14 protein-coding genes and 1 pseudogene are annotated in these 13,022 nt (G+C 71.2%); 5 read left to right on the top strand and 10 right to left on the bottom strand.

Annotation, left to right across the window (positions count from 1 at the left end; translation table 11 throughout):
* Nucleotides 1-33: 33 nt before the first annotated feature.
* From ACWCP0_RS02225 to ACWCP0_RS02235, 3 genes are all read right to left on the bottom strand, one after another.
* Nucleotides 34-366, bottom strand: coding sequence for a hypothetical protein (locus tag ACWCP0_RS02225; RefSeq protein ID WP_451076939.1), 333 nt, complete (start codon nucleotides 364-366; stop codon nucleotides 34-36).
* Nucleotides 367-855: 489 nt separating this feature from the next.
* Nucleotides 856-1,029, bottom strand: a complete 174-nt coding sequence (locus ACWCP0_RS02230; RefSeq protein ID WP_451076940.1) for a hypothetical protein — start codon at nucleotides 1,027-1,029, stop codon at nucleotides 856-858.
* Between the two features lie 70 nt (nucleotides 1,030-1,099).
* Nucleotides 1,100-2,386, bottom strand: a complete 1,287-nt coding sequence (locus ACWCP0_RS02235; protein ID WP_451076941.1) for a geranylgeranyl reductase family protein — start codon at nucleotides 2,384-2,386, stop codon at nucleotides 1,100-1,102.
* Nucleotides 2,387-2,483: 97 nt separating this feature from the next.
* Here ACWCP0_RS02235 and ACWCP0_RS02240 point away from each other — a divergent pair, with 97 nt between their 5' ends.
* Nucleotides 2,484-2,999, top strand: coding sequence for a GNAT family N-acetyltransferase (locus ACWCP0_RS02240; RefSeq protein WP_451076942.1), 516 nt, complete (start codon nucleotides 2,484-2,486; stop codon nucleotides 2,997-2,999).
* A 472-nt stretch (nucleotides 3,000-3,471) separates the two neighbouring features.
* Here ACWCP0_RS02240 and ACWCP0_RS02245 read toward each other — a convergent pair whose 3' ends face one another.
* From ACWCP0_RS02245 to ACWCP0_RS02265, 5 genes and pseudogenes are all read right to left on the bottom strand, one after another.
* Nucleotides 3,472-4,383, bottom strand: coding sequence for a glutaminase (locus ACWCP0_RS02245; RefSeq protein ID WP_451076943.1), 912 nt, complete (start codon nucleotides 4,381-4,383; stop codon nucleotides 3,472-3,474).
* Between the two features lie 21 nt (nucleotides 4,384-4,404).
* Nucleotides 4,405-5,100 carry a demethylmenaquinone methyltransferase gene (locus ACWCP0_RS02250; RefSeq protein WP_451076944.1) on the bottom strand — a complete coding sequence of 232 codons (696 nt, stop codon included), beginning with the start codon at nucleotides 5,098-5,100 and terminating at the stop codon, nucleotides 4,405-4,407.
* 65 nt (nucleotides 5,101-5,165) lie between these two features.
* On the bottom strand, nucleotides 5,166-5,810 hold the full coding sequence (locus ACWCP0_RS02255) for an amidohydrolase family protein (RefSeq protein WP_451076945.1): 645 nt from the start codon (nucleotides 5,808-5,810) through the stop codon (nucleotides 5,166-5,168).
* A gap of 7 nt (nucleotides 5,811-5,817) precedes the next feature.
* Nucleotides 5,818-7,017: a cyclic dehypoxanthinyl futalosine synthase gene (gene mqnC, locus ACWCP0_RS02260; protein ID WP_451076946.1), complete on the bottom strand. Its 1,200-nt coding sequence runs from the start codon at nucleotides 7,015-7,017 to the stop codon at nucleotides 5,818-5,820.
* 115 nt (nucleotides 7,018-7,132) lie between these two features.
* Nucleotides 7,133-8,790, bottom strand: a pseudogene (locus ACWCP0_RS02265) (serine/threonine-protein kinase).
* A gap of 185 nt (nucleotides 8,791-8,975) precedes the next feature.
* On the opposite strand from ACWCP0_RS02265, the gene ACWCP0_RS02270 reads away from it, so the two are divergent.
* Entirely contained in the window at nucleotides 8,976-10,043 is a 1,068-nt protein-coding gene (locus ACWCP0_RS02270; RefSeq protein ID WP_451076947.1) for an alpha/beta hydrolase, read from the top strand.
* 18 nt (nucleotides 10,044-10,061) lie between these two features.
* On the opposite strand, the gene ACWCP0_RS02275 is transcribed toward ACWCP0_RS02270, so the two are convergent.
* A complete protein-coding gene (locus ACWCP0_RS02275; RefSeq protein ID WP_451076948.1) occupies nucleotides 10,062-10,955 on the bottom strand; it encodes a menaquinone biosynthetic enzyme MqnA/MqnD family protein in 894 nt (297 codons plus the stop codon).
* Nucleotides 10,956-11,236: 281 nt separating this feature from the next.
* Here ACWCP0_RS02275 and ACWCP0_RS02280 point away from each other — a divergent pair, with 281 nt between their 5' ends.
* Nucleotides 11,237-11,440, top strand: coding sequence for a cold-shock protein (locus tag ACWCP0_RS02280; protein WP_017948713.1), 204 nt, complete (start codon nucleotides 11,237-11,239; stop codon nucleotides 11,438-11,440).
* 333 nt (nucleotides 11,441-11,773) lie between these two features.
* On the top strand, nucleotides 11,774-11,980 hold the full coding sequence (locus ACWCP0_RS02285) for a hypothetical protein (RefSeq protein ID WP_451076949.1): 207 nt from the start codon (nucleotides 11,774-11,776) through the stop codon (nucleotides 11,978-11,980).
* A 34-nt stretch (nucleotides 11,981-12,014) separates the two neighbouring features.
* Here ACWCP0_RS02285 and ACWCP0_RS02290 read toward each other — a convergent pair whose 3' ends face one another.
* Nucleotides 12,015-12,497 (bottom strand): N-acetyltransferase family protein, encoded by a 483-nt coding sequence (locus tag ACWCP0_RS02290; protein ID WP_451076950.1) that lies wholly within the window; start codon nucleotides 12,495-12,497, stop codon nucleotides 12,015-12,017.
* A gap of 57 nt (nucleotides 12,498-12,554) precedes the next feature.
* Here ACWCP0_RS02290 and ACWCP0_RS02295 point away from each other — a divergent pair, with 57 nt between their 5' ends.
* A complete protein-coding gene (locus ACWCP0_RS02295; protein WP_451076951.1) occupies nucleotides 12,555-12,953 on the top strand; it encodes a DnaJ family domain-containing protein in 399 nt (132 codons plus the stop codon).
* The last annotated feature ends 69 nt before the right edge of the window (nucleotides 12,954-13,022 follow it).

The raw sequence follows: 13,022 nt of genomic DNA on the forward strand, positions 1-13,022 counted from the left end.
GCGTACACGCGCTGTAGAGGTGCTGTGCTCCGCTCAGCGGCGGGAGGCCGCGCCCTCAGGAGCGGGGACCGGGACGCCGTCCTCGGTCACGTACTTCCTGCCGTCGTCGTACGTGGCGATGGTGAACGAGTCCAGGGTCTCGCCCACCGCCTTGTCCGTGGTCGACCTGTCGTCCCACGTGGCCGCCACCACCGCCTCGTAGCGGATCCGGTCCTTCGAGACGGTGATCCCCTGGAAGGTCGAGGTGTGACCGGCGCGCACGACCTGGCTGGCGCCGTTGCGGGTCCCCACGTTGTCGTCCGCGGGCGCCTCCTCGTAGTACGTCGGCCCGGAGACCGCCACGGTGTAGACCGGCCCGGTGGTCATTCCGGGAGTGGCGGTCGCGTCCGCGTCGACGGACCCTCGCGAGCAGACGTGGTCGTGGCCCATCAGCACCCAGGCCGATGCCGCCCTGCTGGAACACCGGCAGCAAGGCGTCCCGCACGAGCTTCTCGTCGCGGTCCGCAGCTCCGGAGAAGGCCGGCTGGTGGAAGACGGCCACGGCCCACTTGTTCGGGTTGTTCTTCAGCACCTCGTCGAGCCAGAGCCGCTCGGAGTCCGGGCAGTTCTCCGAGCAGGCGGGCAGGTCCGGTGGGGGTCATCAGGTCCCGCGCGTCACCGGTGCCGGCGTTCAGGGTGATGAAGCGGACCCCCTGGTAGTCGGTGCAGGAGGGGGTCTCGCCCAGGGTTCAGCCGAGCCACCGCTGCCACCGAGGCCGTGGCGCCTCGCACCGCCCTGCGGCGATGGCGTCCTGGTAGGCACGCAAGGCCAGTTCCTCGTCGGACCACACCACCCCGTTGCCGTCCGGCTGGGGTTCACCACTCCCGTCGGTCAGCTTGGAGACGGCGAAGGTGCAGGGCCGGCGCGACGGGACGGGTGACGTACCAGCCGGTCGCCGCGACGGCCACGACGGCCGCGAGGACAACCCCGCGGACGACGGCAGAGAGCCCGCGCAAGCGGCGGCCGGGACCGGAGTCGTGGCGGATCACGGCCGCAGCCTACTGGCGTCCGTACGGTCGGACGGGCCGGTCCGCCGGGACTGGGAGCGCGGGCGGACGCTCAGGCCTTCGGGGCCACCTTGCTCAGGCCGTTGATGATGCGGTCCATCGCGTCGCCGCCCGTCGGATCCGTCAGGTTCGCGAGCATCTTCAGCGTGAACTTCATCAGGACCGGGTGCGTCAGTCCGCGCTGGGTCGCGATCTTCATGACCTTCGGGTTGCCGATGAGCTTCACGAAGGCGCGGCCGAGCGTGTAGTAGCCGCCGTAGGTGTCCTTGAGGATCTTCGGGTAGTTCCGCAGGGCGAGTTCGCGCTGCGCCGGGGTCGCGCGGGCATGGGCCTGCACGATGACGTCGGCGGCGAGCTGGCCGGACTCCATGGCGTACGCGATGCCCTCGCCGTTGAACGGGTTGACCAGCCCGCCCGCGTCGCCGACGAGCAGCAGACCGCGCGTGTAGTGGGGCTGGCGGTTGAAGGCCATCGGCAGGGCGGCGCCGCGGATCGGGCCCGTCATGTTCTCGGGCACGTAACCCCAGTCCTCGGGCATCGACGCGCACCAGGCCTTGAGGACCTCGCGCCAGTCCAGCTCCTTGAAGGACGCGGTGGTGTTGAGGACACCGAGCCCGACGTTGGACGTGCCGTCGCCCATGCCGAAGATCCAGCCGTAGCCGGGCAGCAGCCGGTCCTCGCCGGGGCCACGGCGGTCCCACAGCTCCAGCCACGACTCCAGGTAGTCGTCGTCGTGCCGCGGGCTGGTGAAGTACGTACGGACCGCGACGCCCATCGGGCGGTCCTCGCGGCGGTGCAGCCCCATCGCCAGCGACAGCCGGGTCGAGTTGCCGTCGGCGGCCACGACCAGCGGGGCGGAGAAGGTGACCGGCGTCTTCTCCTCGCCGAGCTTGGCGGTGACACCGGTGATCCGGCCGGTGCGGTCGTCGACGACGGGCGCCTGCACATTGCAGCGCTCGTACAGCCGCGCGCCCGCCTTCTGCGCCTGCCGGGCCAACTGCTCGTCGAAGTCGTCCCGCTTGCGGACGAGGCCGTAGTCCGGATAGCTGGCGAGCTCCGGCCAGTCCAGCTGCAGCCGTACGCCGCCGCCGATGATGCGCAGGCCCTTGTTGCGCAGCCAGCCGGCCTCTTCGGAGATGTCGATGCCCATGGCGACGAGCTGCTTGGTGGCGCGCGGGGTGAGGCCGTCGCCACAGACCTTCTCGCGCGGGAACGCGGTCTTCTCCAGGAGGAGTACGTCGAGCCCGGCCTTGGCCAGGTAGTACGCGGTCGTGGAACCGGCCGGGCCCGCGCCGACGACGATCACATCTGCGGTGTGCTCGGAGAGAGGCTCGGTCACGGCGTGGACTCCCGAAGACTCGATTTCGCGTGCTTAAAGGCACTGGACCTGTGCAGTCTATGGGGGCGTAGTGATCCACGAACCGAAGGGTTGTCCCATGAGCGAAACGCTTCCCGCCGCGCCGGTCGTGCAGTTGCGTGTGCCCACCGACGAGGACGCCCTGGCCTGGCACCGGGTCTTCGCCGACCCGGAGGTCATGGAGTTCCACGGGGGCACGCCGGCAGAGCTGTCCGTGTACGAGGAGCTGACGGCCCGGCAGCGCAGACACGACGCGGAGCGCGGCTTCTGCCTGTGGACGCTGCTGGATGCCGAGGGCGAGGTCATCGGCTTCACGGGAGCGCAGCCGTGGCCGCACGCGTGGGGTCCGACGGGCGAGATCGAGATCGGCTGGCGGCTGGCCCGCCGGGCCTGGGGCCGGGGTTACGCGACCGCGGCCGCCCGCGCCGCGCTGGAGCGGGTCAGGGCGGCGGGGGTCACGCGCGTCGTCGCGATGGTGGACTCGCGCAACGAGCGGTCGATCGCGGTGACGCGGCGGCTCGGCATGGAGCTGGCCGAGACGTTCACGACACCGGTGTCGCAGCGGACGGGGTACTGCTTCGGCCTCACGCTGTAGGGCCCGTCCTGCGGATCAGGGCAGCGGCACCGGCCGCCGCTCGGCCACGACGTCCTTCACCCAGCCCGGCAGCGCCACGGCCGCACCGGTCGGCACCCGCACGACCGCGAACGGGAACCAGAGGCCGTCCAGCGGCAGCGCCGCCCCGCCGGACGGGGGGCACTTTCCCTACCCGCCCCTCGCCGAACGGAGGGCAAGCCCTCGGCTCCCCTGCGACACGACCGGTGCCGCGCGGTGGCGCCGCCTGTCCGTCCTCGATCTCCCCCGGAGGTCCGCCTGGGGTGCCTCCGACGGGCTCAGCGTGGAGCCCCGCCGGCGTGTGCCGATGTGCGCCTCCGCCGCGTGGGCCCCGCGCAGCGGCCCCCGCCCCCGCCCACCCGCACCCGCACGCCTTCCGCAGACGCGGCCAGGCCCGAGCCCGCCGCTCCCACCACAAACGCCGAGGCCACACACCCCAGATGCGGTTGCAGTACTAGAACACCGACAGCCCCGTCAGCGTCGTGAAGCGGTCCAGCGCCGCAACCCCCGCCACCGAGTTGCCGTGGCGGTCGAGCCCCGGGCTCCAGACGCACAGCGTGCACCGGCCCGGCACGACCGCGACGATCCCGCCGCCGACGCCGCTCTTGCCGGGCAGGCCGACCCGGTAGGCGAACTCACCTGCCGCGTCGTACGTCCCGCACGTCAGCAGCACGGCGTTGATCTGCTTCGCCTCACTGCGGCTCAGCAGCCGCGTCCCGTCGGCCCGCAGCCCGTGACTGGCCAGAAAACGCGCCGCGAGCGCCAGATCGGCGCAGCTCATCTCGATCGAGCACTGCCAGAAGTAGTCCTCGAGGAGCGTCGGGACAGGGTTGGCGATGGTCCCGTACGAGGCCATGAAGTGGGCCAGCGCCGCATTGCGGTCGCCGTGCTCCGCCTCCGAATCGGCGACCGCAGGATCGAAGGCGACGTCCGGGTTGCCGCTCTCCGCCCGCAGGAACTCCAGGAGTTCACTGCTCGCATCGCCTGTCAGGGTCAGCAGCCGGTCGGTGACGACGAGCGCGCCCGCGTTGATGAACGGATTGCGCGGGATGCCGTGCTCGTACTCCAGTTGGACGAGCGAGTTGAACGGGTTGCCGGACGGCTCGCGCCCCACCCGCTCCCACAGGTCGTGGCCGCCGAGGGAGAGCGCGAGCGCGAGGGCGAAGAGCTTGGTGACGGACTGGGTGGAGAAGGGGTGCTCCCAGTCGCCGGTTCCGTACACCTTGCCGTCGAGGTCGGCGAGGGCGATACCGAAGCGGTTCGGGTCGACGGAGGCGAGGGCCGGGATGTACTCGGCGGGGGTCCCGCTGCCGACCAGCGGGGCCACGTCCGCCGCGACCTGCTCCAGCAGTGCCTGGTAGTCCATGGGCGTGCGCCGGACCGGGTCCTACTGGGGCTTCGTGCCGCGGTGCAGTGCCACGATCCCGCCGCTCAGATTCCGCCACGCCACCTTCGACCAGCCGGCCTTCTGCAGCAGCCCGGCGAGCTCGGCCTGCTCGGGCCACGTCTGGATCGACTCGGCGAGATAGACGTAGGCGTCCGGGTTGGACGACACCGCGCGGGCCACGGACGGCAGCGCCCGCATCAGGTACTCCTCGTACACGGTCCGGAACGGCGCCCAGGTCGGGTGCGAGAACTCGCAGATCACGACACGTCCGCCCGGCTTGGTCACCCGGTACAGCTCGCGCAGCGCCTGGTCCGTGTCGTGCACGTTGCGCAGGCCGAAGGAGATGGTGACGGCGTCGAAGACGTCGTCCCGGAACGGCAGTTTCGTCGCGTCGCCCGCGGTCAGCGGCAGCCACGGGTGCCGCTTCTTGCCCTCGCGCAGCATCCCGAGCGAGAAGTCGCAGGGCACGACGTACGCGCCGGTGCGGGTGAACGGCAGTGAGGACGTGCCGGTGCCGGCGGCGAGGTCGAGGATCTTCTGGGCGGGGCGCGCGTCGACCGCCTTGGCGACCTCCTTGCGCCAGCGCCGGTCCTGGCCGAGCGAGAGCACGTCGTTGGTGAGGTCGTAGTTCGCCGCCACACCATCGAACATGGAGGCGACTTCGTGCGGCTGCTTGTCCAGGGAGGCTCGGGTCACGCCCCCATTGTGCCGCTCGGCCCCGGCCGGAGCGCGGGCAGGGCACGCGGGACGCGCGGAGGGACTCAGCGGCGGCGGTGGACCAGCCGTCCGCCGAGGACGGTCGCGACGCACGTACCGGCGCCGCGCTCCAGCAGAGCCGCCTCGTCGGCCACGTCGAAGGCGGCCAGGTCGGCGCGTCCGCCGACGGTCAGCGGGGCATGCACCGAGCCGGCCAGGTCGAGGCCCGCGACGAGCGGATCGAGGTTCGCCCCGGAGAACAGGAATCCGGGAGCGCCCACGGCGGCGACGACGGTGAGTCCGGAGCGGTCCACCGCAGACCGCACGGTGTCCGGAAAGCTCCCGGCGACCGCCGTCGTGCCGTGCGCCAGCATCCGCTGCAGCCCGCGCCGCACACTGCCCGCCATGCGGGGGGCGTCGAGCTCCAGCGCGTCGAAGGCCTCGCCCGTGATCGGCTCGGTGCCCAACTCGTCCGCCTCGCGCGGGTCCGGGTGGTAGACCCGCGTGAGCAGCCACCGGCCGTTCCACTGCCGGAGCCCCGGCGTGATCACGCCGGGCCAGCGCCGCACCCGCGCCCCGGGCCGGGCGGCCAGCACGTCCTCGTACGGGCCGACGGCCACGATCCGGTCGCCGTCGACGGCCACCGCGCCGTCCACGAGGGCCGCCGCGCCCACCGGAAGGACCAGGGGCGCGGCGTGAACGGTCAGCATGAGGGGCTCAGTTGGCGCTCAGCAGCTTCAGTTCCGGATGCGCCGTACCGCCCTCGATCGCCGTCGAGGAGATGTGCGAGGCGACCCGCTCGTCCACCGGGTCGTTCGCCGGGTCGTCGTGGACGACGATGTGCTCGTACGTCGTCGCCCGCTGCGCCGGGACGCGGCCCGCCCTGCGGATCAGGTCGATGATCTCCTGGCGGTTGGAGCGGTGCTTGGCACCGGCCGAGGAGACGACGTTCTCCTCCAGCATGATCGAGCCGAGGTCGTCCGCGCCGTAGTGCAGCGACAGCTGGCCGACCTCCTTGCCCGTGGTCAGCCACGAGCCCTGGATGTGGGCGACGTTGTCGAAGAAGAGCCGGGCGATCGCGATCATCCGCAGGTACTCGAAGATCGTGGCCTGGGTACGGCCCTTGAGGTGGTTGTTCTCGGGCTGGTACGTGTACGGGATGAAGGCCCGGAAACCACCCGTCCGGTCCTGCACGTCGCGGATCATCCGCATGTGCTCGATGCGCTCTGCGTTGGTCTCGCCCGTGCCCATCAGCATCGTGGACGTCGACTCCACGCCCAGCCGGTGCGCGGTCTCCATGATCTCCAGCCAGCGCTCGCCGGACTCCTTCAGCGGCGCGATCGCCTTGCGCGGCCGCTCGGGCAGCAACTCGGCACCGGCGCCGGCGAAGGAGTCGAGACCGGCGGCGTGGATGCGGGAGATCGCGTCCTCGACGGAGACGCCGGAGATGCGGGCCATGTGCTCGACCTCGGAGGCGCCGAGGGAGTGGATGACCAGCTGCGGGAACTCCTTCTTGATGGCGGCGAAGTGCTTCTCGTAGTACTCGACGCCGTAGTCCGGGTGGTGGCCGCCCTGGAACATGATCTGGGTGCCGCCCAGCTCGACCGTCTCGGCGCAGCGGCGCAGGATGTCGTCGAGGTCGCGGGTCCAGCCCTTCGCGGTGTCCTTCGGCGCGGCGTAGAAGGCGCAGAACTTGCAGGCCGTGACGCACACGTTGGTGTAGTTGATGTTGCGCTCGATGATGTACGTCGCGATGTGCTCCGTACCGGCGTAACGGCGGCGGCGCACGGCGTCGGCCGCGGCGCCCAGCGCGTGCAGCGGCGCCGACCGGTAGAGGTCGAGCGCCTCTTCGGCGGTGATCCGCCCGCCCTCGGCGGCACGGTCCAGGACGGACTGAAGGTCGGCCTTCTCGGTCACCGGGAGTCACCTTTCGGCGGGGTCTGGACGGTCCGAAACAGCCTACGCCAGCGATTTCGCTCGGCTTCCGGCACACCCTCCACCGGACATGCCCCGGGCTCGGCGCCGCCCCGCTTCAGCGCTGCTTCGCCAGATCGCCGGTCGGCTTTCCGGCTCGGGCGTCGGCGGAGACGTACCGCAGGGCGCCGCCGCTCAGTTCGAGCCGGAGGCCCTTCGTGCTCTCGGTGCACATGCCCTGACTGCGCGGGCCGCGTTTCGCGTCGACGACCAGGGTCTTCGCGTCGGCGCGGGTGGCGGTGAGCAGGTCCTCGCAGATGAAGTTGCCGAGGATGTCGGTCTGTTCGGCCTTGCCGATCTGCTCGCCGGTGCGGCCGGGTCCGATGGTGACCTTCATGGTGCCGGCGGGGAGGCCGGACGCGGTGATCGTCCCCTCCCAGGTCCCGATGAACGTCTCCGGTACGTCCTTCTTCCGGGGCGCTCCGCCGTCCGCGGAGGCGCTGGACGACGACGCGGGCGGCTCCGCCATGGCGTCGGGATTGTGGCCACCTCCCGGCAAGAGATCGAAGAGGACGCCCGCGCCGACCGTCACCGTGGCCAGCGCGCCGGCCACGGCGAGCGCGACCGTGCAGCTCACCCTGCGGCCGCCGCCGGGGCGGTCGCGTTCCGTGCTGGTGGTGACGGAGACGGAGAGGCGGCCGTCGGGCGTGCCCTGTGCCGGAACCGCATCGGTCACGGGCGGCGGGGCCTGTGGCATGGGCGGCAGCGAGGACGGCGACGGCGACGAGGGCGACGGCAGTGACGAGGGATCGACCGGAGGGCCGAACTCCCCCAGCGCATGGCTGGTGAACGGCACGGGTCCCGACCCCGCAGCGTCCCGCCGGGCCGGTTCCAGGTCGAGGAGCCGTACCGCTGCCCGGCTGACCTGCTCCACCAGCGGCCCGGGCAGCCAGCCGCCCGCCACCAGCGCGCCCGCGCCGCCCGGCGCGAGCCGGCGGGCGACGTCCTCGGGGGCGGCCGCGCGGACGGGTCCTTGGCCAGGCAGCCGGCGACGAGCTCCCGCAGCTCCCCCGTCAGTGCGCCCAGCTCGGGCTCCTCGTGGACGACCTTGTAGAGCAGCGCGGCCGACGAGTCGCCGGGGAAGGGCGCCGCACCGGTCGCGGCGTACGCGAGGACCGCGCCCAGTGAGAAGACGTCGGCCGCTCCCGTGACCGCGCCGCTGCCGACGATCTGCTCGGGAGCCATGTACCCGGGTGAGCCGACGGAGACGCCGGTCGTGGTGAGCGAGGCGGTGCCGTCCGTCGCTCGGGCGATGCCGAAGTCGATGAGGCGGGGGCCGTCCAGCGTGAGCAGGACGTTCGAGGGCTTGACGTCCCGGTGGACCAGGTCGAGCGCGTGGACGGCGGCCAGTGCCTCCGCGAGGCCCGCGCCCAGCGTCCGTACGGTGTGCTCCGGCAACGGCCCGTGGTCCGTGACGGCCTGTCCCAGCGACGGCCCGGCCACATAGCCGGTCGCCACCCACGGAACGGGCGCGTCCGCGTCCAGGACCGGAGCCGTCCAGGCGCCGCCCACCCGCCGCGCCGCCGCGACCTCGCGGCGGAACCGCTCCCGGAACTGCTCGTCGAGCGCGAAGTGCGGATGGACGATCTTGACCGCGACGGTACGGCCGCCCTCGGAGCGGGCCAGGTACACCCGTCCCATGCCGCCCGCGCCGAGCCTGCCGAGCAACCGGTACGCACCGATGGTCTGCGGCTCGCCCGCTTCCAACGGCTGCATGTGCTCCCCCGATTCGGCTTCCGCCCGACTCCGCGATGTCCGTCCGGGACAGCGTAGAACGCGGGGTGGGCCGGATCACGGGGATTGGGCCCGCCCGCGGATCAACCGATCGGCCGTGGCCCTCATCTCCCTGGGCGTAAATGACATCCCTTGCCCATAAAACGGCAAAAGCCCCGGAGTTCGTGATGAATCGCCGCCGTCTGCGTCTGTCCAAGGCCATCGTGGCCGCCGTCGCCCTCGGCTCGGTCGCGCTCGTCGCGGGCTGCTCGGACGAGGGGGACCCGGTCTCCTTCGACGGCCCGTCGGCGCAGCCGCCCGCGCCCGGGGCCGCGACCGGGGCGCCGGAGGGCGGAGATGCGGCCTCCCGGGCAGCCGCCGAGGCCGCGGCCAAGACCCTGATGCCGACCGGCCCGAAGGCCGAGTTCACCACCCAGAACACCATCGACGACGGGACCAGGACCGGCGTCACGACGCTGCACGGCACGAAGTCCGGCTTCACCGGCAAGGTCTGGGTCTGGGCCCCGAAGCAGTACTTCGACCCCGCGTACGCGCACAGCGGATTCCCCGTGCTCATCGCGCTCCCCGGCGGCAACGGATATCCGAACAATTACTGGATGGGCACCGACCTGAAGCTGCAGAGCAGCATCAGCCGGTGGTCACAGGAAGGAAAGAGCCTTCCGTTCATCGTCGTGATGCCCGTACTCAACCCGGACGACAGGTATTACTACGACGGCAGCGATATTCCGGGGCAGCCGAAAATGGGTACCTGGATGACCGAGGACGTCCCCGATTTCGTCAAGGCCAATTTTCGTACGTTCACCTCACGCGACGGCTGGGCCTTCATGGGATCGTCCTCCGGCGCCTTCGTGGGGCTGAAGTCGGTGCTGCAGCGCCCCGACAGGTTCAAGGCGGTCATCGCCTCCGGCCCGGACACCGTGCCCGACTCCCCGCTGTGGGCCGGACACCCCGCCGAGCAGCAGGCGAACAACCCCGAGAAGCTCGCCGATGTGCTCGGCGCCAGGCCGGACACCAAGGACAACCGGGTCTACCTGGCCTTCCAGATCGGCACGAGGGAGTCCGGGATGAGGAACCTGAAGTCCTTCATCCGTGAGCACACCAAGGGCCCGGTCAGGACGCGGCTGCAGGTCATCCAGGGCGGCGGGCACAACGCCAGGACCTATGTGCAGGGCATGGAGGACGGATCGATCCAGTGGATCAGCCGGCACATGCAGGCGCCCGTCCCCACTCCCTGATCCACGGGTCGGCCCGGGTCAGAGGTCGAGCAGCTCGACCCGTACGTCCGCCGGGAAGCCGGTCGTCGGCCCGGTCCTGCGCGCGAACGACCGTACGCCGGCGAGCTGCTCCGGACCGAAGCGGAAGTCGAGCGTGGTGAAGTACCGCTCCAGCAGCTCGGCGTCGAAGCTCTCCCAGCGCGACGCCTGCTCGGCGACCTTCTTGACCTCTTCCAGGGACAGATCGCGCGAAGCCAGGAACGCCTCGTGGACCTTCCGTACGACACCGGGCTCGCGCGCGAGATAGTCCTTGCGCGCCGCCCACACCGCGAAGACGAACGGCAGCCCGGTCCAGTCCTTCCACATCTGGCCCAGGTCGTGGACCCGCAGGCCGAGGCGCGGCGCGTCGTGCAGCGAGGCGCGCAGGGCCGCGTCCCCGATCAGTACGGCCGCCTCCGCCTCCTGCATCATCACGCCCAGGTCGGGCGGGCAGGTGTAGTAGTCGGGCGTCACGCCGTACTGCTCGGAGAGCAGCAGCTGCGCGAGCCGCACCGAGGTGCGCGAGGTGGAGCCCAGGGCGACCCGCGCACCGCCGAGCTGCTCCAGCGGCAGCTGCGACACGATCACGCACGACATGACGGGCCCGTCGCAGCCGACCGCGAGATCGGGGAAGGCGACGAGGCCGTCGGCGTTGCGGAGGTATTCGACGAGGGTGATGGGGCCGATGTCGAGGTCGCCGCGCACCAGCTGCTCGGAGAGCTTCTCCGGGGTGTCCTTCGTGAGCTCGAGATCGAGCAGGGTCCCGGTGCGGGCCAGGCCCCAGTAGAGGGGCAGGCAGTTCAGGAACTGGATGTGACCGACGCGCGGCCGACTACGACGGTCGTCGGCGGCGGCGTACTCCGCGGGCTCCGCGGGCTCTGCATGACTGTCCACATCGTGAGGCTAGACCTCCGGACCGCGGCGGGAATGGCCGGGGCGGCCGCGTCACAACGCCCGGATGACCGTCAGCATGTCAAGCCGGCATCAAACATCCGGGTGAAGTGATCTTTCCCTCTATCGCTCCCAACACCCTGCGTGCTACGCTCAACGCAAGTTGCAGTTTGGTTTCCCTTGCAGTACAGAGCCTGCGGAGCATGTGACCCGCAGGCTTTTGTAGTTTTCAGACTTGTTTGCAGGTTCTGGAGCAGGGCAACCCTTTGGCCCAAGGAGGGCTTATGGCTACCGGAACCGTCAAGTGGTTCAACGCTGAAAAGGGCTTCGGCTTCATCGCCCAGGACGGCGGCGGCCCGGATGTCTTCGTCCACTACTCCGCGATCAACGCGACCGGCTTCCGCTCCCTCGAGGAGAACCAGGTCGTGAACTTCGACGTCACCCAGGGCCCGAAGGGCCCGCAGGCGGAGAACGTCACCCCGGCCTAAGTTGCCCGGGTCGGCGATCGCGCACGACTTAGCAGTATCCAAGGAGCCCTGCCCCGTACGTTCTGTACGGGGCAGGGCTCCTGCCTTTTCCCGGCCGGGACCGGGGTGTCCTGCGAGACCTCCGGCTCCCCGGCGCCCGCTCAGGCCGGGACCGCCGCCGGGTCCCGGCCGGGCCGCGGCACGGAGGCCAGGAGCCGCCGGGTGTACGGATGCTCCGGCACCGCGAGCACCTGACCGGCGTGCCCAGAGGGGAGTCGTCCAGGCTCGGGGAGCAGGACAGCAGGCCCCGGGTGTACGAGTGGCGGGGGTCGCCGAAGAGGTCGTCCGCGGCACGTGGGCGAGGCCTTCGCGGACCGGGTGGAGGCCGTACCGACGGCTCCCCACACCCCGGCGGGGATCACCGCGGAGCCGCTCACCGGGCCGGTGATCGCCGCCGTACTGCTCCTCGCCCTCACCGCGCTGGACGAGACCCGGGCGGTGGAGTCCTCCCACCAGCTGACGGCCCCGCGGGAGCAGTTGCTCGACCCGAAACGGAAGTGAGCTCCGGGAAGCGGGACGGCCACGGCTCGGGTGGCTACAGCTCCCGGAACATGATGCTCAGCCCGACCGGCCCGTGCGCCGGATGCCGGAACGCCCCCGGGACCGTCCCCAGCGTCCGGAAGCCCAGGGACTCCCACAGCTTCAGCGCCGGGTTCGTCTCCACGACCGCGTTGAAGACCATGCCGGTGTAGCCGTCGTGACGCGCCTGGTCGAGCACGTGCTCGGCCAGGCGCCGGCCGAGGCCGCGGCCCGCCCGGTCCGGGTCGACCATGAAGCCCGCGTTCGCGATGTGCGCGGCCGGGCCGCCGTAGTTGGGGCGTACGTACGCCGAGGCGACCAGCGCGCCGTCCTCGTCCTCGACGACGAACACGTGGTTCGCGGGTGCCATCCACAGCGCGCGGGCGTCGGGCTCGGAGGTGTCGGGGTCCCAGGCGTAGGTGTCCCCGGCGGACACGATCCGGTGCCAGAACGGCCAGATCCGGTCCCAGTCCTCGGCAGTCGCGTCTCTGATCAGCACACTCCGAGTGTCCCAGAGGCCTCACCGACCGTCTCGTGCGCCCGTACCCTGGAACACATGACCGAGCGCAAGCCCCCGGGTGTCGGTTTCGAATCGTGGGTCGACAGGCAGATCCGTGACGCGAATCAGCGCGGCGACTTCAAGGACCTGCCCGGCTTCGGGAAGCCCCTGCCCGACGACAAGGCGCCCTACGACGAGCTCTGGTGGGTCAAGGGCAAGATGCACCAGGAGGGCATCGCCATGCTGCCGCCGGCCCTCGCCCTGCGCAAGGAGGCCGAGGACGCCCTGGAGAAGGCCTACGCGGCGCCCTCGGAGACCGCGGTGCGCCGCATCGTCACGGAGATCAACGAGCAGATCACCAAGATGCTCCTCATGCCGCCCCCGGGCCCGCCGCTCGGCAAGAAGCCGTACGACGTCGAGGAAGTCCTGCGGGACTGGCGGCTCAGGCGCGGCTGAAGCCCCGGGCGCAGCCGAGGCCATGGCGCAGGCGCGTGACGCGGAGGCCACCGATGCCGGGAAGCCACC

The organism is Streptomyces sp. NPDC001970 (assembly GCF_053594115.1).